Source organism: Streptomyces sp. JLBJ103, assembly GCF_058215575.1.
In genome coordinates, this window is the sequence record NZ_CM177089.1 from 7,835,854 (window position 1) to 7,856,601 (window position 20,748).

At 72.0% G+C, this 20,748-nt stretch carries 16 protein-coding genes; 13 read left to right on the forward strand and 3 right to left on the reverse strand.

What is annotated here, in order from left to right:
* Window positions 1-91: 91 nt before the first annotated feature.
* The 10 genes from AC4BEG_RS33505 (at window position 92) to AC4BEG_RS33550 (ending at window position 11,611) form a co-directional block, all read left to right on the forward strand.
* Window positions 92-1,348 carry an ATP-grasp domain-containing protein gene (locus AC4BEG_RS33505; protein WP_490703420.1) on the forward strand — a complete coding sequence of 419 codons (1,257 nt, stop codon included), beginning with the start codon at window positions 92-94 and terminating at the stop codon, window positions 1,346-1,348.
* Complete coding sequence (locus tag AC4BEG_RS33510; RefSeq protein WP_490703421.1) at window positions 1,348-2,244, forward strand: Rossmann-like domain-containing protein; 897 nt, start codon at window positions 1,348-1,350, stop codon at window positions 2,242-2,244. The genes AC4BEG_RS33505 and AC4BEG_RS33510 overlap by 1 nt, the downstream gene beginning before the upstream one ends.
* Window positions 2,241-3,335 carry a PLP-dependent cysteine synthase family protein gene (locus AC4BEG_RS33515; RefSeq protein ID WP_490703422.1) on the forward strand — a complete coding sequence of 365 codons (1,095 nt, stop codon included), beginning with the start codon at window positions 2,241-2,243 and terminating at the stop codon, window positions 3,333-3,335. Before AC4BEG_RS33510 ends, AC4BEG_RS33515 begins: the two co-directional genes overlap by 4 nt.
* Window positions 3,332-4,465 carry a mandelate racemase/muconate lactonizing enzyme family protein gene (locus AC4BEG_RS33520; protein ID WP_490703423.1) on the forward strand — a complete coding sequence of 378 codons (1,134 nt, stop codon included), beginning with the start codon at window positions 3,332-3,334 and terminating at the stop codon, window positions 4,463-4,465. The genes AC4BEG_RS33515 and AC4BEG_RS33520 overlap by 4 nt, the downstream gene beginning before the upstream one ends.
* The gene (locus AC4BEG_RS33525; protein WP_490703424.1) at window positions 4,449-5,711 is read left to right on the forward strand and encodes an MFS transporter; all 1,263 of its coding nucleotides are present in this window, start codon (window positions 4,449-4,451) and stop codon (window positions 5,709-5,711) included. Before AC4BEG_RS33520 ends, AC4BEG_RS33525 begins: the two co-directional genes overlap by 17 nt.
* On the forward strand, window positions 5,708-6,496 hold the full coding sequence (locus tag AC4BEG_RS33530; RefSeq protein WP_490703425.1) for a class I SAM-dependent methyltransferase: 789 nt from the start codon (window positions 5,708-5,710) through the stop codon (window positions 6,494-6,496). Before AC4BEG_RS33525 ends, AC4BEG_RS33530 begins: the two co-directional genes overlap by 4 nt.
* An 87-nt stretch (window positions 6,497-6,583) precedes the next feature.
* Window positions 6,584-8,167, forward strand: a complete 1,584-nt coding sequence (locus AC4BEG_RS33535; protein WP_490703426.1) for an ABC transporter substrate-binding protein — start codon at window positions 6,584-6,586, stop codon at window positions 8,165-8,167.
* Window positions 8,164-9,117 (forward strand): ABC transporter permease, encoded by a 954-nt coding sequence (locus AC4BEG_RS33540; protein WP_490703427.1) that lies wholly within the window; start codon window positions 8,164-8,166, stop codon window positions 9,115-9,117. Before AC4BEG_RS33535 ends, AC4BEG_RS33540 begins: the two co-directional genes overlap by 4 nt.
* Complete coding sequence (locus AC4BEG_RS33545; RefSeq protein ID WP_490703428.1) at window positions 9,114-9,935, forward strand: ABC transporter permease; 822 nt, start codon at window positions 9,114-9,116, stop codon at window positions 9,933-9,935. Before AC4BEG_RS33540 ends, AC4BEG_RS33545 begins: the two co-directional genes overlap by 4 nt.
* The gene (locus AC4BEG_RS33550) at window positions 9,932-11,611 is read left to right on the forward strand and encodes an ABC transporter ATP-binding protein (protein ID WP_490703429.1); all 1,680 of its coding nucleotides are present in this window, start codon (window positions 9,932-9,934) and stop codon (window positions 11,609-11,611) included. Before AC4BEG_RS33545 ends, AC4BEG_RS33550 begins: the two co-directional genes overlap by 4 nt.
* A gap of 67 nt (window positions 11,612-11,678) precedes the next feature.
* Here AC4BEG_RS33550 and AC4BEG_RS33555 read toward each other — a convergent pair whose 3' ends face one another.
* Window positions 11,679-12,815, reverse strand: coding sequence for an epoxide hydrolase family protein (locus tag AC4BEG_RS33555; RefSeq protein WP_490703430.1), 1,137 nt, complete (start codon window positions 12,813-12,815; stop codon window positions 11,679-11,681).
* A 160-nt stretch (window positions 12,816-12,975) separates the two neighbouring features.
* On the opposite strand from AC4BEG_RS33555, the gene AC4BEG_RS33560 reads away from it, so the two are divergent.
* A complete protein-coding gene (locus AC4BEG_RS33560; protein ID WP_490703431.1) occupies window positions 12,976-13,557 on the forward strand; it encodes a TetR/AcrR family transcriptional regulator in 582 nt (193 codons plus the stop codon).
* Entirely contained in the window at window positions 13,554-15,032 is a 1,479-nt protein-coding gene (locus AC4BEG_RS33565; RefSeq protein WP_490703432.1) for an MFS transporter, read from the forward strand. Before AC4BEG_RS33560 ends, AC4BEG_RS33565 begins: the two co-directional genes overlap by 4 nt.
* A 251-nt stretch (window positions 15,033-15,283) precedes the next feature.
* Here the strand turns inward: AC4BEG_RS33565 and AC4BEG_RS33570 are convergent, their stop codons facing one another.
* Both AC4BEG_RS33570 and AC4BEG_RS33575 read right to left on the reverse strand, forming a co-directional pair.
* Complete coding sequence (locus AC4BEG_RS33570; RefSeq protein WP_490703433.1) at window positions 15,284-16,204, reverse strand: hypothetical protein; 921 nt, start codon at window positions 16,202-16,204, stop codon at window positions 15,284-15,286.
* Window positions 16,205-16,250: 46 nt separating this feature from the next.
* Window positions 16,251-19,628: a pyruvate carboxylase gene (locus AC4BEG_RS33575; RefSeq protein WP_490703434.1), complete on the reverse strand. Its 3,378-nt coding sequence runs from the start codon at window positions 19,626-19,628 to the stop codon at window positions 16,251-16,253.
* Window positions 19,629-20,078: 450 nt separating this feature from the next.
* Between AC4BEG_RS33575 and AC4BEG_RS33580 the strand changes: the two genes are divergently transcribed.
* Window positions 20,079-20,732: an NADPH-dependent FMN reductase gene (locus tag AC4BEG_RS33580; protein ID WP_490703435.1), complete on the forward strand. Its 654-nt coding sequence runs from the start codon at window positions 20,079-20,081 to the stop codon at window positions 20,730-20,732.
* The last annotated feature ends 16 nt before the right edge of the window (window positions 20,733-20,748 follow it).

A 20,748-nucleotide genomic window follows, 5' to 3' on the forward strand; every position in this document is an offset into this window, starting at 1 on the left:
ACGTGGGGGTCGGTCAAGGCGGGGCGCTCCCCGGCGCCGGTGACCCCGGCCTGCCCTGAAACCCCCAATCCCACCGTCGAGAAGGAGAGTTGTGGCCCATCTGCTGATGGTCGAGAGCTGGGTCGGTTCGATGAGCAGACTGCTGCCGAGGGCGATCCTCGAAGGCGGTCATGAGTTCAGCTTCCTCACCCGCGACCTGCATCACTACCTGCGCTCCGCACCCGAGGGCACCGCCCACCCGCTGCTCGCGGCCCGCCATGTGCTGACCGCCGACACCAATGACACCGACACCCTGCTGCCCGCCGTCGAGCGGCTGCACGGCGCTCTCGGCTTCGACGGTGTCATCACCTCCTGCGACTACTACCTGCCGACGGCCGCCCGGATCGCCGCCCGTCTCGGACTCCCCGGACCCGCACCCGACGCGGTGGAGAACGCCTGCCACAAGGACGCCACCCGGCGGTTGCTGGGCGCCGCGGGACTGCCCGGCCCCCGCTTCGCGGTCTGCGCCGACGGGGTCCGGGCCGCCGAAGCGGCTCGGGAGATCAGCTATCCACTGGTGGTCAAGCCCGTAGACCTGTGCGCCGGGATGTTCGTCCGGCGTGTCGACGACGAGCGCGAGCTGAAGGACGCCTGTCGGGCGCTCGCCGAGTTCCCGGTCAACGCCCGCGGACAGCGCCGCGATCCCGTCGTCCTGCTCGAGGAGTTGCTCCACGGCCCGGAAGTCAGCGTCGAGACCGTGTCGTACGGCGGTGTGACCGAGGTGATCGGGGTGACCGACAAGAGCGTCGGCGGGGCACCCGCCTTCATCGAGACCGGCCATATGTTCCCCGCCGCGCTCACCCCCGCCGACACCGAGGCCGCCGGGCAGACCGCCCTGCTCGCCCTGAAGGCCCTCGCCCTCGACGGTGTGGTGGCCCACACCGAGATCAAGCTGACCGCCGACGGCCCCCGGGTGGTGGAGGTCAACCCCCGCCCAGCGGGCAACCGCATCACCGAACTCGTCCGCCACGTCACCGGGATCGACCTCGCCGCCGCCGGTGTGGATCTCGCCCTCGGCCACCGGCCCGATCTGCGCGGCTGGGACACCGGGCTGCGCAGCGCCGCCATCGGCTTCCTGGTGCCGGAGAGCAACGGCACACTCGCCTCGATCGACGGCGGCGACGCGATACGGGAGGCGCCGGACGTGCTCGAGGTGCAGCTCGCCGAGCCCGGCCGCGCCGTACGGGACGACGGAAGCAACAACACCTACCTCGGACACATCATGGCGGCCGACACCACCGGCCCCGGCGCCCGCGACCGGGTGGCGGAACTGCTGTCCGGGCTGCGCCCGCGGGTGGTGAGCCACTGATGGCGACCGGTCTGCCCACCCACCCCGCCCCGCCGAGATGTTCCTCCTACGGCGAACTGGTCGGCCACGTCCTGGACGGTGCCTTCGGGCCCGATCCACGCACCCAGCACATCGCCCTCGCCTTCACCACCCGCCAGGCCGTACGCCACGCCGGCCGCACCGGCGGCTACCGCAACGAGGTGTTCAGCCTGCGGCTCGGCGCGGCCGTCGGCTCCTGCGCGGTCGAGCCCGGAGCGCTGCCCGACAGCGCCATCGACGCATGTGTCGGCGCCGATGTGGCACAGCTGCTGCACCACGAGCTGACCGCTGTGCGGGTGGCCGCACTCGACGCGTATCTGCTGCACACGATGGAGCACACCGCCGCGCACGGCGCACGTCCGCTGACCCTGGCGGCCGGCACCTCCCTGGAGAAGTCCCGCGCCCGCGCCGAGGCCGTCGTCGAACTCCTCGACCTCGCGCCGGGCCGGACCGTCCTCGTGATCGGCGTCGTCAACTCCCTGCTGGAAGCGCTGCGTTCACGCGGACTGCGCTATGTGCCCTGCGACCTCAAGGGCGGCACCACGGAATGGGGCGAACCCGTGGCCACCGACGCCCACGCCCATCTGGACCGCTGTGACGCGGTGCTCGCCTCCGGGATGACCCTCGGCAATGGCAGTTTCGAACCGCTGCGGGAACACGCCCTGCGCCACGCCAAGCCACTGGTGATGTTCGCCCAGACCGGCAGTGCGATCCTGCCGCGGCTGCTCGGCGCCGGAGTCACCGCGGTGTGCGCCGAGCCCTATCCCTTCTTCTGGCTCGACGGCGGCCCCGGGCTGATCCACCGCTACGGCGGCCCCGGGCTCAACCACCGCCATGGGGGCACCGGACTCAACCACCGCCACGGGGGCGCCTCATGACCACCACCGCCGTCCACCACCCCACCGCCAACCACGAACTGCTCTCCCTGCTCGGCCGCACCCCGCTCGCGCGGGTCACCACCCCCCTGCCCGGCCCCCACCCCGGCTTCTGGGCCAAGCTCGAAGGGCTCGGCGCCGGCGGGATGAAGGCCCGCGCCGCGGTGTCCATGCTGCTCGGTGCCCGTGAGCGCGGGGAACTGCGGCCCGGCGCCCCCGTGGTGGAATCCACCTCAGGCACCCTCGGCCTCGGGCTCGCCTTCGCGGGCCAGGCGCTCGGCCACCCCGTGTTCCTCGTCGGCGACACCGAGCTGGAGCCCTCGATGCGACGGCTGCTGCGCGCCCATGGGGTCCATCTGGAACTCGTCGACCGGCCGGCGGCCGAGGGCGGCTGGCAGGCCGCCCGGCTGGCCCGGCTGCGCGAGATGCTGGCGCTGCTGCGGGACGCGTACTGGCCCGACCAGTACAACAACCCCGACAACACCGCCGGTTACGCCTCGCTCGCCGCCGAGCTGGCCGTATCGCTGGACCATCTCGACGTCCTGGTGTGCAGCGTCGGCACCGGAGGCCACAGCGCGGGCATCGTCGGACCGCTGCGTGCGCACTGGCCGGCGCTGCGGCTCATCGGTGTCGACGCCACCGGCTCCACCATCTTCGGACAGCCCGCCCGGCCCCGTCTGATGCGCGGGTTGGGCAGCAGCATCCATCCGCGCAACGTCGCCTACGACGCCTTCGACGAGGTCCACTGGGTGGGCCCGGCCGAAGCGGCGGACAGCTGCCGCAGGCTGGCCAGGGGCGCCTTCGTCAGCGGCGGCTGGAGCACCGGCGCGGTCGCGCTCGTCGCCGCCTGGGCCGCCCGGGTCCAGCCCGGCGCCGTCGTGGCCACCGTCTTCCCCGACGGCCCGCACCGCTACCTCGACACCGTCTACGACGACGACTTCGCCGCCACCCACGGCCTCGCCCCGGACACCGCCGCCACCCGGCCCGTGCAGATACCGCATCCGGGCGCCGCAGTCGCCACCGGCTGGACCCGCTGCACCACCGTCACCGATCCGCTGACCCGCGGAACCCCGACCCCGGAAGACACCCCGTGAAAACCGCCCAGCGCACCGTACGGCTCGACCTCGCCGAGCCGCTGCGCATCTCCCGTTCCACCATGTCCTCCCGCGAGGCCGTCTGGCTGACCGTCGAACACGACGGACAGCACGGCCACGGCGAGGCCGTCACCAGCGCCTACTACGGCCTGGACACGACCACCCTCGAGCGGCTGCTGTCCGGGGCGTCTGATGAGCTGACCCGGTTCGCCGACCCCGAAACCGCCCTGGAAGCCCTGCGCGAGGGTGCCGTGGGCCTGGGCCAGTGGCCCGCCGCCGTCACCGCCGCCGTGGAATCCGCGCTGCTCGATCTGTGCGGCATACGCGCCGGGCTGCCCGTCCACCGGCTCCTCGGCGCCACCGCGGCACCCTTCGCCCCTACCGCGCGCACCCTCGGTATCGTCCCTACCGAACGCGCCGTGGCACTGGCCCGGTGTCTGACCCGGAACGGTTTCTCCGTCATCAAGCTCAAGGCGGGTGCGCCGGACCCCGAGGACGACCTCGCGCGGATACGGGCGGTGCGCGCCGCTGCCCCGTACGCCCGGCTGCTACTCGACCCCAACGGGGCGTGGACACCGGAACAGGCCCATGAACTCCTCCCGCGCTACGCCGAGTTGGGCGTAGAAGCGGTGGAACAGCCCGTCGCGCCGGGTGACCCCGAGGCACTGGCCCGCCTCGCCGAGCGTTCACCCCTCCCCATCATCGCCGACGAGGACGCGGTGGGACTCGAGGACGTCCGCCGGCTCGCCGGGCGGGTGCACGGCGTCAACGTCAAGCTGGCCAAATGCGGCGGTGTGCACGCCGCCCTGCGGATCGCCGCACTGCTCGACGGCACCGGCACCGCGTTGATGCTGGGCTGTCTGACCGCCAGCACTCTCGGTATCGCCCCCGCCGTCCATCTCGCCGACCGGGCCCGCTGGACCGACCTCGACGGACATCTGCTGCTCGCCCACGACCCGTGGACCGGTATCGGCGGCGCCGACGGGGTGGTCCGTGCTGGAGGCCGCCCCGGGCTCGGTGTCCGCCCACGGAGCGCCCCGGCAAAGGACACCGCCGCCCCGGAGGACACCGTCACCCCGGAGGGGAACGCCGCGCCGGAGGGGAGGGAACACCATGACCACCTGGCGTGAACTCCGTGGTTTTCCGCTCGCCATCCGCCTCCTGCTGATCAATCAGCTCGGTGTGAACACCGGCTTCTATCTGCTGATTCCCTATCTCGCCACCCATCTGGGCGAGGACCTGGGCATGTCCGCCGCCGTCGTCGGCATCGTCCTGGGCGTACGCAACCTCAGCCAGCAGGGCCTGTTCATCATCGGCGGATCGGCCGCCGACCGGCTGGGCGCCCGCCGGGTCATCATCGCCGGATGCGCCCTGCGCACCGTGGGCTTCGCGCTGTTCTCGCTCGGCGACGGACTGCCCGTGCTGCTGGCCGCGTCCGTGCTCAGCGGTCTGGCCGGGGCATTGTTCAACCCGGCCGTACGGGCCTATCTCGCCCAGGAGGCGGGCGAGCGCAAACCTGAGGCGTTCGCCCTGTTCAATGTGTTCGCCACCACCGGCGCACTCATCGGCCCGCTGCTGGGCAGCGCCCTGCTGCTGGTGGACTTCCGGGCCTCCGCGCTCACCGCCGCCGGGCTCTTCGCGGTCCTCACCGTCGCCCAGGCGCTGGTGCTGCCCGACCGCGAGGTGGCGCCGGCGACCGGCGGTGTCCTCGCCGACTGGCGGGATGTGCTCGGCAACCGCGCCTTCGTGGCGTTCTCCCTCGCCATGGTCGGTATGTTCACCCTCGAGAACCAGCTGTATCTGCTGCTGCCCGCCGGGGCGCGCGACGCCACCGGCTGGGACGGGGCGGCCGGACTGGTGTTCCTCGTCGGCACCCTCACCAACCTCGCCCTGCAACTGCGCATCACCCGGGCGCTCAAGGAACGCGGCAGCCGCGGACGGTGGATCGGCACCGGCCTCGCGCTCATGGCCCTCGCCTTCCTGCCCCCCATGGCGGTCGCCGGGGCCACCCCGGACGGACCGGGGGACACGGTGCTGTACGCGCTGCCCGTGCTGGCCGGGGCGCTGCTGCTGTACCTCGGAGTCATGGTGGCGCAGCCGTTCGTGATGGAGCTGATCCCCCGCTTCGGACGGCCGGAGCTGACCGGTACCTGCTTCGGGCTCTTCTACATGGTCTCCGGAGTGGCCGCGGCCGTCGGCAACACCGTCGTCGGCTGGGCCATGGACACTGGGGACCAGCGGGGCCACGCCTGGCTGCCGTGGGTGTGCTGTGTGGTGTTCGGCCTCCTCTCCGCCGCCGGTGTCGGCTGGCTGCACCGCATCCGTGCGCTCCCGGTCCGCCCCGAGCCCGAGCCCGCACCGGCGGTGGCCGTATGAGTGCCACCCACGACCGCAATCTGCTCACCGACAGCCCCGAACTCTACGAGGCCCGGTTCCCCGACCCCGAACGGATCGCCGGACGCTGGGCCGAGGACTGTCTGCGACGGTACGGCGCCGGGCCGCGGGTCCTGGACATCGGCTGCGGCACCGGGCGCGACGCCGCGTATCTGCACACCGCCGGACGCGAGGTCACCGGGGCCGACCGGTCCGCCGCGATGCTCGACCACGCCCGACGACACCACCCCGGACCCGTCTACCGCCACGCCGATCTGCGCTCCTTCGAGCTCGGTCGCTTCGACGCCGTGGTGTGTCTGGACAGCGCACTGCTGTACTGCCACACCAACGACGACCTCGACGGATTCCTCGCCTCCTGCCGTAGCGCACTGACCCCCGGCGGGCTCCTGGTGGCCGAGATGCGCAATGGCGCCTACTTCCTGGGCCGCACCGATCTGCTGGACACCCCGGCCCATGCCGCCTTCGTATGGCGTGGCATCAGCTATCGCTCCGCCACCACCCTCCGGATCGACCGGGCCGCGCAACTGCTCCGCCGTACCCGGGTGTGGACCACCGACGACGGAGCCGAGCCGGTCGAGCAGCGCTCCGCCTGGCGGCTGCTGTTCCCGCAGGAGCTGCGCCACTTCCTGGCGGCGCACGGCTTCACCGTGCTCGACCTGTACGACCTTCCCGGGCCGCGCACCGAACCACGGTGGCGGGCGGGCGACACCGCCGCCACCACGGCCGACAGTGACCGGCTGCATCTCATCGCCCGGCTCGCCCCCTGACGGCTCCCCACACCCTCCCCACACCCTCCCCACACCCTCCCCACACCCCTCGCCACCACTCCGCTCCCACCGCAGAGGACTTCTGTCATGCACCACGATCCCGCTCCGCACCACCTCCACCGCCGCGGTGTGCTCACCGCGGCCACCGGACTGGCAGCCGGACTCGGCGCCCTCGCCCTCACCGGCTGCTCCTCCGGCTCTCCCGGCCCGGGCGGCGCGAAGGGCGACGGCACCCCGCGGCGCGGCGGACGGCTGCGCGCCGCGTTCGCCGGTGGCGGCGCCGGGGAAACCCTCGATCCACACCTGGGCGATCTGTTCGCCGACGCCGCCCGCGCCAAGGCGCTCTTCGACAAGCTGGCCGACTACGGCGCCGATCTGACCGCCCGGCCACGGCTGGCCTCGGCATGGGAGTCCAACGCGGGCCTCGACCGCTGGAAGGTCACCCTGAGGGCGGCCACCTTCCACAACGGACAGCAGGTGACCGCCGATGACGTCCTCTACAGCTACCGCCGTATCGCCGACCCCGAGCGGGCGTTCCGTGCCAAGGCGTCCCTCGAACCCATCGACCTCAAGGCCAGCCGCGCCGTGGGCAAGCGCACCGTCGAGTTCGTGCTCAAGCGCCCCACCGCCGAATTCCCCCATGTGCTGGCCGCGTTCGGCGCGTACATCGTCCCCGACGGCGCCGAGGAGTTCGACCGCGAGCCGGTGGGCAGCGGGCCCTTCCGGCTCGTCTCCTTCGCCCCCGGCCGCTCCACTGTGCTGCGGCGTTACGAGGACTACTGGGACGGCGCACCCTACCTCGACGAGCTGGAGTTCACGGTCGCCAACGAGGAGGCGGCACGGGTCAACGCCCTGATCGGCGGCCAGGTCGAGTACGCCCATGAGCTCAATCCGACCACCGCCCGCGCCCACGAGGGCAAGGGCCAGATCGAGATCGTCCGGCTGCGCAACAGCGCCATGCAGGCGTTCGCCATGAAGACGGACCGGCCGCCGTTCGACGACAAGCGGGTCCGTGAGGCGTTCTTCCTCATCGCCGACCGCAAGGAGCTGATCAACGGCGCCCTGTCCGGTGCGGGCGATGTCGGCAACGATCTGTTCGGCAAGGGATACGCCAACTACGCCACCGGTCTGCCCCAGCGCGAACAGGACCTGGACCGGGCGCGCTCCCTGCTGCGGCGGGCGGGCGCCGACGGCTTGAAGGTCACCCTCGACACCTCCACCGTCGCCGCCGGATTCACCGAGGCCGCCGGGATCTTCCGCGACCAGGCCGCCAAGGCCGGGGTGACCGTCAAGGTCCGGACCGGCAGCAAGGACTCCTACTGGAACGACATCCTCGACTCCGGAACGCTGTGCTGCTATCGCTCTGGCGCCATGCCCATCGAATCCCATATCTCCCAGCGGCTGCTCACCGACTCCACCACCAATGCCACCGCCTGGCGGCACAAGGACTTCGACGCCCTGTACCGGCAGGCGCAGTCCACCCGGGACGCCAAGGACCGCGCCGCGGTGTACGCGCGGATGCAGCGCCGCCTCTACGCCGAAGGGGGCTTCCTGGTCTGGGGGTTCGCCGACTGGATCATCGGCACCGCCCGTACCGTACGGGGGGTCGAGCGCACCGCCCCGGCCAACACCCTCGACTGGGCCCGCTTCGACAAGGTCTGGCTGGCGTGAGCGGACTGCGTTCCTGGCTCGCCCGGCGGCTGCTGGTCGGCGTGGCACAGACGGTGGCCGTGGTGCTGCTGGTGTTCGCGCTCACCGAGGCGCTGCCGGGCGACGCCGCCGTGGCCCTCGCCGGTGACCAGCCCGATCCGGCGCGGATCGCCGCCATCCGCGAGACCATGGAGCTGGACCGGCCCGCCGGTGCGCGACTGCTGGACTGGGCCACCGGACTGCTCCACGGCGACCTCGGCACCTCGCTGGTCTCCGGACGCCCCGTCAGCACCTATGTGGCTGACGGCTTCGGGCCCACCCTGCTGCTCGCCGCGCTCACCCTGCTGCTCCTGGTCCCGGCCGGGGTCGGGCTCGGTGTGCTCGCCGCCCGCCATGAGGGGCGGTGGCCCGACCGGGTCATCAGCTCCGTGACACTCGGTGTGTACGCGGTGCCCGAATTCGCCCTGGGCACCTTGCTGGTGACGGTGTTCGCGCTGCGGCTGGAATGGTTTCCGCCCACCGCCGTCGGCTACGGCACCGATCTGCTCAGCCACCCCGCCGCGCTGGTGCTGCCCGTCCTGGTGCTGCTGTCCCGGCCGGTGTGTTCGCTGTCCCGGCTGGTGCGCGCGGGCATGATCGACGCGCTGGCCTCGCCGTACACCGCCCAGGCCCGCCGCTACGGCGTCTCCGGTGTCCGGGTCGTCTACGCCCATGCCCTGCCCAACGCGGTGGCTCCGGCCGCCCAGCAACTCGCCCGCACGGTCGACTGGCTGCTGTGCGGTGTGATCGTCGTGGAGGCACTTTTTGTGATCCCCGGACTCGGCACGGTGCTGATGAACGCGGTCGCCGAACGTGATGTGCCCGTGGTGCAAGGACTCGCCGTGGTCTTCGGGCTGCTCACCGTCGTCCTCAACCTCGGCGCAGATCTGGTCGCCCACCGGCTGGCGCCCCGGGCGGAGGTGGCGGCGTGAGCGCACATCTCACACCGCGCCGGAAGCGGGTGGCGCTCGCCCTCCTGATCGTGGCGGTGCCGCTGGCCCTGGCGCTGCTGGGACCGCTGTTCGCCGGGGAACCCGGCCCCCGGGCCACCTCGTTCACGCTCGGCGACGGCCACTGGCTCGGTACCGACTTCGTCGGCCGGGACGTCTGGCGGCAGACCCTGCTCGGCGGTCGGTCGGTGGTGATCAGCGCGCTCGCCGCCACCTCCCTCGCCTATCTGGTGGCGCTGCCGGTCGGGCTCATGGCCGCCCTCACCCACCGGAGGTGGCTGGAGGAGACGCTGATGCGCCCGCTGGACGTCCTGCTCGCCGTGCCGTCGCTGCTGCTGATCCTGCTGGTGGCCACCGTCCTCGAACCGGGCGCGCTCGGCCTGGCGTTGCTGGTCGCGCTCGTCAATGTCCCGGACGCGGCCCGGATCGTCCGTGCCGCCGCGGCCGAGGCCGCCGCGCGCCCGGCCGTGGAGGCGCTGCGGATGCAGGGTGAGAGCTGGTGGCGGATGGGGGTGGGCTATGTCGGCCGTTCGATGCTGCGCACCCTCGCCACCGACGCCGGTGTCCGGCTCACCGGAGTGCTCTATCTCGTGGCCACCGCCGCCTTCCTGGGCATCGGTGTGACGCCGGACGCCGCCGACTGGGCGGTGATGGTGGACCGCAACCGCACCGGTCTGTGGGTCCAGCCGTGGGCCGTCGTGGTGCCCGCGCTGCTGATCGTGGCCCTCACGATGGGCAGCAATCTGCTGGTCGACGCCGGCTTGCGGAAGCAGAACACACCGAGGAGGAAGCGGATATGAACGCGGTCGCGGCCGTGGCCGAGATCAGGGATCTGCGGGTCGAGATCGACGGTCGTGTCCTGGTGGACGGGGTCGGACTGCGGGCGCTGCCCGGGCAGGTGACCGCGCTGGTGGGGCCGTCCGGCAGCGGTAAGACCACGACCGGTCTGGCGCTGCTGGGCGAGTATCCGGAAGGGGCCCGCGTCACCGGCGACCTCACAGTGGCCGATGGCCCGGTCGGCTATGTACCCCAGCACCCGGCCGCGGTACTCAACCCCGCTCGGCGGGTCGGCGCCCTGCTGCACGACATCGCGCGGCGCCAGGTGCGTACGCTGCCGCGCGCCGAGCGGCGTACGGAGGCGCGGCGGCGGGTCCTCGCCGCTCTCGCCCAGGGCCAACTCGCGGAGGGGAAGGAGGTGTTGCGCCGGTATCCGCATCAGCTGTCGGGCGGCCAGCAGCAGCGGGTGGTACTGGCCCAGGCTCTGCTGCTCGGCGCCCGTGTGGTGGTGGCGGACGAGCCCACCACCGGACAGGACGCGCTCACCAAACGCCGGATCGTGGAGCGGCTGACCGCCGTCGCGGCGCAGGGTATCGCCGTGGTGCTGCTCAGCCATGACCTGGATGTGGTGCGGGCGCTCGCGGACGAGGTGGTGGTGATGCGGGACGGGCGGGTGGTGGAGTCGGGCCCGGCCGGTCGGGTCTGGCGCGATCCGGAGCACACCTGGACCCGGCAACTCCTGGCGGTGCGCGCCGCGTTCCCCGCGCGGCTCGCTCCCGAAGCGGCAACTCCCGAAGCGGCAACTCCCGCGCGGCCCGTGCCCGATGAGGCAGCGCCCGATGAGGCAGCGCCCGGTGAGCCCGCTCCCGTGCTCGAAGTGCACGGGTTGACCGCCCGCTACGGCCGGGTCCCCGTGCTCCGTGCGGACGCCCTCGCCGTTCGCCCCGGCACGGCTCTGGCCGTGGTCGGCCGCTCGGGCAGCGGCAAGACCACCCTCGCGCGCTGTCTGGCCGGACTCCACCGCGACCACGACGGCGAGGTGCTGCTCGACGGCACGCCCCTGCCGCACGGGCTGCGCTCGCGCAGCCGGGCGCAGACCGCCGCCGTGCAATACGTCTTCCAGGACGCACGGGCCGCCTTCGACGAACACCGGCCGGTGCTGGACCAGGTGGCGCGCACCGCCGTACGGCTGCGCGGGGCGGACCCGGCAGCGGCGCGTACCGAGGCCGAGACCACGCTGAACCGACTCGGACTCGAGGCCGAGACGGTGCGCCGGCGCCCGGCCCGGCTCTCCGGCGGTGAACTCCAGCGCGCCGCACTCGCCCGTGCCCTTCTCGCCCACCCCCGGGTGCTGGTGTGCGACGAGATCACCTCCGGCCTCGACGCACTGACCCGCCGGGACATCCTCGATCTCCTCACCGGTCTGCTGCGCGACCGTGGCGATCTCGCCCTGATCCTGGTCACCCACGATCTGGACACCGCGGCCCTGGCCGCCCGGATCGCCGTGCTGGACGACGGTGAGATCGTGGAAATGGGCCCGGCGGAACGGATCCTGAGCGCGCCGCGCCACCCGTTCACGGCCTCGCTGCTGGAGGCGTCGTCGTGGCGGGAGGCCGCCCGGCGTCCGCTCCGCTCGACCTCCAGGGTCCGGCCAGCACGGCCAGCAGCGCGAGCAGCGAGACGGCGAGGAAGCCGATGACCAGTTTCCATGTGATCCGCATGGCGTCACCGTAGGACCGGGCCCCGGGGACCCGTCCCGACCGCCGTCAGCCGCGGAGCGGACCGAAGAAGACCCGCAGGTCCGCGGCGACACTGCCGGGCACCTCCATGATCACGAAGTGATGGCTGCCCGGGTTGCCCTCCGGCCAGTGGGTGATGGTGTTGTGGCGTTCGGCGAGCCGGCGGATTCCGGGCGGGCCGTTGTAGACACCGGTCGGGACGGCCTTCTGTCCCTCCGGCCAGGCGAACTCGGTGGACTCGTACATGGGCCATGAGGAGGAGCCGAAGGTGTCGGTGAGCCAGTAGAGGGTCAGATTGGTCAGCAGCAGATCGCGGTCGAGTACCTCCTCCGGCAGCTTGTCCGACATGCTGAACTCGTTGAACTTCTGCGCCATCCAGGCCAGCGCCCCGACCGGGGAGTCGTGCCAGGCGTAGGCGAAGGTCTGCGGTGCGGCGCGCAGCAGTGCGTGGTGGTCCACGCCGGACATCCAGTCCTGGCTCTGCATGAAGGCGAAGGCGGCCCGCTCGTCCTCGTTCATGTCCGGGATATCGGCCTCGGTGGGAAAGCCGAGACCGCTGATCACATACACACCGACCACCTGGTCCGGGGCGGCCTTGGCCACGGCGGGGGCGACATACGCCCCGAGGTCACCGCCCTGGACGCCGTAGCGGTCGTACCCGAGCCGGCGCATCAGTTCGGCCCACAGGCTCCCCACCCGGGCGACATTCCAGCCGGTGGTGGGCGGCGGGGCGGAGAAGCCGAAGCCGGGCACCGAGGGGACCACCACATGGAACGCCTGGGCAGGGTCGCCGCCGTGGGCGCGCGGGTCGGTGAGATGGCCGATGAGATCGAGGAACTCCACGAAGGAGTTGGGCCAGCCGTGCGTCAGGAGGAGCGGCAGGGCGTCCGGCTCGGGGGAGCGGACATGCAGGAAGTGGATGTCCAGACCGTCCATCTCAGTCATGAACTGCGGGAACTCATTCATCCGCGCCTCGGCGCGGCGCCAGTCGAAGCCGGTGCGCCAGTAGTCGGCCAGGTTCTTGAGATACGCCGTGGGAACGCCACGGCTCCAGCCCTCACCGGGCAGCTGCCGGGGCCAGCGGGCACGGGCCAGGCGGTCGTTCAGATCGTCCAGGTCGGCCTGGGGGATGTCGATGCGGAAGGGGCGGATCTCGGCGCTCATCTCGGCGTCCTCTGCTGGGAGTTACTGGGCGTTCGTCGTGCGGTGTGCAGAACAGTAGAGGCCATATAGGTCAAAGCATGTCCTCAATCGGCAGCCGGTCCACTCCGGTTTCACCAGGGGTGAGTAGACACTGTCTACTCACCCCTGGTAGACAGTGTCTATGAGTGAGGACATGGGGCTTCAGGCCCGACTGGTGGACGTGGGTATCGACTTGGTGACCCGGGAGGGGGTGCAGGCCCTGTCCCTGCGCGAGATCGCGCGCCGGGCCGGGGTCTCACACGGGGCGCCGCGCCGCTACTTCCCGACCCATCTGGATCTGCTGTCCGCCATCGCGCGCCAGGGCTTCGCCGATCTGGCCGACCGCACCGCCGCCGCGATCGCGGACACCGAAGTCGCGCCACGTGCCCAGATCATGGCGCTGGGCCGCGTCTACCTCGACTTCGCGCGCACCGAGGGCGGCATGTTCGAGCTGATGTTCCGCCACGATCTGCTGGAGAGCGGACGGCTCCGACTGCGCGACACCAGCCTGCCGCTGTTCGGGGTGCTCGTGGACCTCGTGGCCCGCGCTCTGCCCTCCTCCGGGGCCCAACCAGCCTTCGTGGCGGGGGCGTTGTGGGCGAATCTGCATGGCATCGCCCAGCTGTGGGGATGGGGCAGCCTCCAGCTCGCCACCGGAACCGAGGACATCGAACCGCTGCTGCGCGCCACGGTCGACGCCCATCTCGGACCGGAGGCCCGATGAGCACCGCGCGCCGGACGCGCCTCACTCTCGTCAGCAGTATCACCGGGGCGGTCATCGTCGCTCTGGACGGCACCGTGCTGACGGTCGCCCAGCCCACCCTGGGCCGGGAGCTCGACGCCACCTACGCCCAGGTCCAGTGGACCAGTACCGGATATCTCATCGCCGTGGCCGGCCTGCTGGTGCTCGCGGGCCGCCTCGGTGACCGGTACGGCCACCGCCGGATCTTCGCGGTCGGAGTGCTGGGCTTCGCCGCCACCTCGGCCGGGATCGGACTGGCACACGGGATCGGCTGGGTCATCGCGCTGCGCGTCGCCCAAGGAGTGTGCGGTGCGCTGTTGCAGCCCGCCACCCTCGGCATGCTGCGCGCCGCCTATCCGCCCGACCGACTCGGTATGCCCATCGCGCTGCGCACCAGCGCCATCGGAGTGGCGGCCGCGGCCGGGCCGGTCGTCGGGGGTGCGCTCGTCGCCCATCTGGGCTGGCGGGCGGTGTTCTTCCTCAATGTTGTCCCCGCGGTCGCCGTGGGCGTCCTGGCCCTCACCGACCGGACACCGGAGCCGAAACGGAACCCGGACGCTGTCCGGGGACTCGATCTGCCCGGCGCCTGCCTTCTCGCGGTGGCCCTGATGTCGCTGGTGCACACGCTCGTCGCGCTGCCGGAGAGCGGCTGGACGGCCGCCACCTGGCTGGGGCTCGCCGCCGTCGTTGTGGTCGGCGGGGCCTTCGCCCGGCATGAGCGGCGTACGGCGGACCCGCTGATACCGGCCGGTGTGCTGCGCTCGACCGCCGTCAACTCGGCCCTCGGTGTCCTGGTGACCGCGTCGGCCGCGCTCTTCGGTGCCCTGTTCGTCGCGACGTACTACCTTCAGGGCGTCCTCGGCCTCGACCCCCTCCACAGCGCCCTGAGGTCGCTGCCGCTGGCCGTGATGATGGTGGCGAGCGCGCCCGCCTCGGCCGTTCTGCTGCGGCGGCAGGGAGCGCGTCGGACGGTGGTGGCGGGGATGGTGCTCGTCGTGCTGGGTGTCCTGCTGATGTCCGGCCTCGACCGGTCCTCGTCCGCGGTGGCCACCGGTGGCTGCTTTCTGCTGCTGGGGGCCGGGTTCGGCACGGTGATGGTCACCGCGACCCATGTGATCGTGCATCAGGTGTCGGTGGACACCGCCGGGGTGGCCGGTGGACTCCAGCAGACCGCGATGAACATCGGCCCGGCGCTGGGTGTCGCCGCCGCGACCACGCTGATGGCGCTCGCCGCGCCGGACACCACCACCGGTGGCGGGAGCGCGGGGGAGGGGTCACGACTGGCGGCTGACGCCTTCCTCACCGCCATGCGGCCGACGTTCGCCGTCCTCGCGGCGGTGGCCGCCCTCGGCGCGGTCCTGGCCGCCCGACTGCCCGGCCGTACCGCGCACACACGGCGGTCGCCGGAACCACCGGAACAGACTGCCCCTGCCCCGGACTCGGCGTCACACGCCTGATGCCACGGACGGCACGGGGGCGTCCGGCTGCGACGCCCCCATGCCCGACGGCTGCCAGGGATCGTCGTCAAAGGGGGCGTCCGGCCGCGAGCGGCGTCTGGTGCGGTGCGGTTGATTCGCAAGGCGGAGGATCGCCCTCGTACTGGGCGTACTCGGGCGCCTTTCGACAACGCGGCCGGGGCACCTCCCAGCGGTAGCTGGGGGCGCCGTGCCAGGCGTCGGGAGCAGGGCGGCCCCTTTGACGACGGGCCCTACGCCCCGGCGTTCAGCTGCGGGGGCGTTACCGGCTGGGCGGGCCCATCGACCGGGCCGGTCGTGTCATCGGCCCCGGCACCGCCTGCGGCCTCGTCCTCCGCGGCCGCGCCCAGCTGGGCCGCCACCGCGTCCGTACGGCGCCGCAGGGCGCGGACCCGCTCGGCCGCCTCGACCCTCATCCGCCCCGGCTCCGCCGGGAGGACCGGTACCCCCATGGACTCGGCCGTGACGACCAGACTGTGCGCCACCTCGGGCTGCTGGGCCAGCAGCGCGGTGGTGAACAGATGGGCCCGCAGCGACTTCTCCCGGCCCAGCAGCCCCCGGTAGACGATCTCGCAGGCCACCTCCCGGGTGTCCAGCCGCTGTTCACCGGAGTGCTCCAGGGCGGCGAGGGCCACCGCGCCCAGACCCTCGACCACCTTGGTCACCGCCCATTTACGGCCGGGGAGCGGAGGCAGCAGATCACGGACGCGGTCGATCTCGGCGTCGAACCCGTCCGTGGTCATCGCGCTGAAGGCGTCGTGCAGTTGCAGCCGCACCACCTGCTTCCACGGGATGTCCTCCCCGTCGAAGCCCACCGACTCCGGGCCGAAGCGCAGCGCGCCGATCGAGTCGAGGGGCCGCAGGGCCCGCGCGGTGATCGCGGGCACCCGCGGATGGCGGCAGACCAGCGCCCCGAGGGAGAACTCCCACTCCTCGGTGGCCGGAGCGGCCGGGGCGGGCAGCGCGCCGAGCACACCGACCACCCAGTCGCCGGATGCCGCCATCCCCGAACGGCCCGCGGCCGTACCACGGTTCAGCACACTTCTGCCCGCCCCGGCCGCGGTGGACGTCACCGTGCCCGCGGCCGAGGTCACCGTGCCCGCGGCGGATGCCACCGCGTCACCGATTCCGCGCAGCCTGCTCCGTGCCCCCATGTGATGCCGCTTCCTTTCGTCCGACTGACCGTCGGACGAAAGTGTCTCAGTCGAGGGCGACCAGCAGATCGCCGCCTTCCACCTGCTGGATCGCGTTGATGGCGATCCGCGACACCGTTCCGCCCTTCGGGGCGGCGATGGTGGCCTCCATCTTCATCGCCTCGATCGTCGCTACCGTGGCACCGGCCTCCACCACGTCGCCCTCGGACACCGTCAGGGTCACCACACCCGCGAACGGCGCCGCGACATGGCCGGGGTTGGACCGGTCGGCCTTCTCGGTGACCGGCACATCGGTGGCCGCCGAGGTGTCCCGCACCTGGATCGGCCGCAGCTGGCCGTTGAGCGTGGACATCACGGTGCGCATGCCGCGTTCGTCGGCGTCGCCCACCGCCTCCAGCTCGATCAGCAGCCGGACACCGGGGTCGAGGTCGACCGTGTACTCCTGCCGCGGGCGCAGCCCGTAGAAGAAGTCCTTGCTGTCCAGCACGCTGGTGTCGCCGAACGCCTCGCGGTGTGCCTCGAACTCCTTGGTCGGCCCGGGGAACAGCAGCCGGTTCAGCGTGGCGCGCGGCTCCTTCTCCAGCTGCTCCCGGTCCTCCGCCGACAGCTCGCCGTCCGTCGGCTTCGACGCGCCGCGGCCCTCCAGCGCCCGGGTGCGGAACGGCTCCGGCCAGCCGCCAGGCGGGTTGCCCAGCTCACCGCGGAGGAATCCGATGACCGAGTCCGGGATGTCGAAGCGGTTCGGCTCGGCCTCGAAGTCCGCCGGCGACACCCCGGCGCCCACCAGGTGCAGCGCCAGATCGCCGACCACCTTCGAGGACGGGGTGACCTTCACCAGATGGCCGAGGATCCGGTCCGCGGCGGTGTACATCGCCTCGATCTCCTCGAAGCGGTCCCCGAGGCCGAGCGCGATGGCCTGGGTGCGCAGATTGGACAGCTGCCCGCCGGGGATCTCGTGGTGGTACACCCGCCCGGTCGGCGAGGCGAGCCCCGCCTCGAAGGGTGCGTAGATCTTGCGTACGGCCTCCCAGTACGGCTCCAGCGCGCCGACCGCCTCCAGGCTGAGCCCGGTGGGCCGCTCGGAGTGGTCGGTGGCGGCCACGATCGCCGACAGCGACGGCTGCGAGGTGGTGCCCGCCATCGACGCCACCGCACCGTCCACCGCGTCCGCACCGGCCTGGATCGCCGCCAGGTACGTGGCCAGCTGGCCGCCCGCGGTGTCATGGGTGTGGATGTGCACCGGCAGGTCGAACTCCCGGCGCAGCGCGGACACCAGCTTCACCGCGGCCGGGGCGCGCAGCAGTCCCGCCATGTCCTTGATGGCCAGCACATGGGCGCCCGCGTCCACGATCTGCTCGGCCAGCCGGAGGTAGTAGTCCAGCGTGTACAGCTGCTCCGAGGGGTCGGACAGGTCCGAGGTGTAGCAGAGGGCCACCTCGGCCACCGCGCTGCCGGTCTCCCGTACGGCGTCGATGGCGGGCCGCATCTGCCCGACGTCGTTGAGCGCGTCGAAGATGCGGAAGATATCGATACCGGTGGCCGTGGCCTCCTGGACGAAGGCGTTGGTCACCTCGGTGGGATACGGCGTGTACCCCACGGTGTTCCGGCCGCGCAGCAGCATCTGGAGACAGATGTTGGGCACCGCCTCGCGCAGCGCGGCCAGCCGCTCCCACGGGTCCTCGGCGAGGAAGCGCAGTGCCACGTCGTAGGTGGCGCCGCCCCAGCACTCCAGGGACAGCAGCTCGGGCGCGGTGTGCGCCACCACCGGGGCCACGGCCAGCAGGTCCTTGGTGCGCACCCGGGTGGCCAGCAGGGACTGGTGGGCGTCGCGGAAGGTGGTGTCGGTGACCCCGATCGTGGGCGACTCGCGCAGCCACCGCGCGAAGCCGTCCGGCCCCAGCTCGGTGAGGCGCTGCTTGGAACCGGCGGGCGGCTGGGCCGCGGGCACCCGCGGCAGCTTGGCGGTGGAGTCGATGAGATGGGGCCGCTCGCCGTGCGGCTTGTTCACCGTGACATCGGCGAGGTAGGTGAGCAGCTTGGTGCCGCGGTCGGCGGAGTGGCGCGCGGTCAGCAGATGCGGCCGCTGCTCGATGAACGAGGTGGTCACCCGCCCGGCCTGGAAGTCCGGGTCGTCCAGCACCGCCTGGAGGAACGGGATGTTGGTGGACACACCGCGGATCCGGAACTCGGCCACGGCACGCCGGGCGCGGCCGATCGCGGTGCTGAGATCCCGGCCCCGGCAGGACAGCTTGACCAGCATCGAGTCGAAGTGGGCGCTGATCTCGGTACCGGCGTGGGCGGTGCCGCCGTCCAGACGGATGCCCGAACCGCCCGGCGAACGGTAGGCGCTGATCATGCCGGTGTCCGGGCGGAAGCCGTTGGCCGGGTCCTCGGTGGTGATCCGGCACTGGAGCGCGGCCCCGCGGGCGTACACCGACTCCTGGGCCAGCCCGAGGTCGGCCAGGGTCTGCCCGGACGCGATCCGCAGCTGCGACTGCACCAGGTCGACATCGGTGATCTCCTCGGTCACCGTGTGCTCGACCTGGATGCGCGGGTTCATCTCGATGAATACATGCCGACCGTCGCGGTCGAGCAGGAACTCCACAGTGCCCGCGTTGCGGTAGCCGATCTGCCGGGCGAACTTCACCGCGTCGGCACAGATCTGCTCGCGCAGCTCGGGGTCGAGGTTGGGCGCGGGTGCGAGCTCGATCACCTTCTGGTGGCGGCGCTGCACCGAACAGTCGCGCTCGAAGAGGTGGATGACATTGCCCTCGCCGTCGGCGAGGATCTGCACCTCGATATGGCGCGGCTCGACCACGGCCTTCTCCAGGAACACCGTGGCATCGCCGAAGGCGGCATCGGCCTCGCGGGACGCCGCCTCGATGGACTCACGCAGCGTGGAGGCGTCCTCGACCCTGCGCATACCGCGCCCGCCGCCACCGGCCACCGCCTTGACGAACACCGGGAAGCCGAGCTCCTCCGCGGCCCGCACCAGCTCGTCGACATCGGTGGAGGGCTCGGACGAACCGAGCACCGGAACCCCGGCCGCGCGCGCCGCGGCCACCGCGCGCGCCTTGTTACCGGTCAGCTCGAGGATCTCCGCGCTGGGGCCGACGAAAGTGATCCCCGCCTCCTCGCACGCGCGCGCGAGGTCGGGGTTCTCGGACAGGAAGCCGTACCCCGGGTAGACCGCGTCCGCCCCGGCCTTGCGGGCGGCGGAGACGATCTCCTCGACCGACAGATAGGCGCGCACCGGATGCCCGGGCTCACCGATCTCGTAGGCCTCGTCCGCCTTCAGCCGGTGCAGCGAATTGCGGTCCTCGTGGGGGAAGACCGCAACCGTCCTCGCCCCCAGCTCATAGCCGGCGCGGAAAGCGCGAATGGCGATTTCTCCACGGTTGGCGACCAGCACCTTGCGGAACATGCCCGATCCCTTTCTACCTGCCCGTACGACCACAAGCCTGCCCGGTACGGGCGTGAGCTCGCGGGCGACACTAGCGCCGAGTTGCGCACCGGCCGCCCCCGTGTGATCCACTTCTCGTGAATGTATGCCGTGCTCCTACCCAGCCGCCCGGAAACATCTCGCCACTATGTGAGACGCCTGGGTGGCGACCGTCACGCTCCCCGGCGCATATACGGTGGTACGCCGCCGCCCGTTCTGTCCACTCTGTACCACCTGCTGGGCATACTGACCGTCCGTGGTCGTCCGGTACGTATCGGTGACGGCGCTCCCCGGACCGCCCAGCCGCCCCGGACAGCCCGTGCCGGACCCCTATGGCGGGGCGGCCGGACGCGCAGCACACTGGTTCGCAGGGGGTGCCCGGCTCCGGCGGGGCACCGCACGGCAAGGTCCGGACGCCGGAAGGACGCCGCCATGACCAGGGAACCCCACCCGCTGCGTGTCCTCGTCATCGGCGCCGCGCTGCGCAAGGGGTCGACCAATATTCGGCTCGCCTCCCTGGTGGCCCGCCTGATCAACGACACCGGTGCCACCGCCGACCTCGCCCCGCTGTACGAGTTCGACATGCCGCTGTACAACGGCGATGTGGAGGAGGCACACGGACTGCCACCGGGTGCGCTGGCCCTGTGTGAGCGGGTGAGGTCGAGCGACGCCTTCGTGATCGCGTCCCCCGAGTACAACGCGTCGGTGCCCGGGGTGCTGAAGAACGCCATCGACTGGGTCTCCCGGGTCCGGCCGCAGCCGTTCAAGACCAAGCACGCGCTGCTGGTGTCCGCCTCCCCGTCGATGGCGGGTGGCAATCGCGGGCTGTGGGTGCTGCGGGTGCCGCTGGAACACCTGGGCACCCGTGTCTACCCGGACATGTTCAGTCTCGCCAAGGCGCACGAGGGGTTCACCGAGAGCGGGGACCTCGCCGACCCCGGACTGCGAAAGCGGCTCGCCGAGACCGTCCGAGGCTTCCTCAGCCTGGTCGAGGCGGACACCCGCTACGGCTGCCTCCAGCGCCGGTGGTACGAGTTCCTGGGCGACCGCACCGAGGCGCCGGTCACGCAGCGGGCCGAGGACTGAGCCCGGTCCGGCCGCG

Excerpts from the sequence above, each read along its gene's own strand:
- AC4BEG_RS33510 (WP_490703421.1), top strand. The coding sequence starts at position 1,348 with ATGGCGACCGGTCTGCCCACCCACCCCGCCCCGCCGAGATGTTCCTCC.
- AC4BEG_RS33515 (WP_490703422.1), top strand. The coding sequence starts at position 2,241 with ATGACCACCACCGCCGTCCACCACCCCACCGCCAACCACGAACTGCTC.
- AC4BEG_RS33525 (WP_490703424.1), top strand. The coding sequence starts at position 4,449 with ATGACCACCTGGCGTGAACTCCGTGGTTTTCCGCTCGCCATCCGCCTC.
- AC4BEG_RS33530 (WP_490703425.1), top strand. The coding sequence starts at position 5,708 with ATGAGTGCCACCCACGACCGCAATCTGCTCACCGACAGCCCCGAACTC.
- AC4BEG_RS33535 (WP_490703426.1), top strand. The coding sequence starts at position 6,584 with ATGCACCACGATCCCGCTCCGCACCACCTCCACCGCCGCGGTGTGCTC.
- AC4BEG_RS33550 (WP_490703429.1), top strand. The coding sequence starts at position 9,932 with ATGAACGCGGTCGCGGCCGTGGCCGAGATCAGGGATCTGCGGGTCGAG.
- AC4BEG_RS33555 (WP_490703430.1), bottom strand. The coding sequence starts at position 12,815 with ATGAGCGCCGAGATCCGCCCCTTCCGCATCGACATCCCCCAGGCCGAC.
- AC4BEG_RS33560 (WP_490703431.1), top strand. The coding sequence starts at position 12,976 with ATGAGTGAGGACATGGGGCTTCAGGCCCGACTGGTGGACGTGGGTATC.
- AC4BEG_RS33565 (WP_490703432.1), top strand. The coding sequence starts at position 13,554 with ATGAGCACCGCGCGCCGGACGCGCCTCACTCTCGTCAGCAGTATCACC.
- AC4BEG_RS33570 (WP_490703433.1), bottom strand. The coding sequence starts at position 16,204 with ATGGGGGCACGGAGCAGGCTGCGCGGAATCGGTGACGCGGTGGCATCC.
- AC4BEG_RS33575 (WP_490703434.1), bottom strand. The coding sequence starts at position 19,628 with ATGTTCCGCAAGGTGCTGGTCGCCAACCGTGGAGAAATCGCCATTCGC.
- AC4BEG_RS33580 (WP_490703435.1), top strand. The coding sequence starts at position 20,079 with ATGACCAGGGAACCCCACCCGCTGCGTGTCCTCGTCATCGGCGCCGCG.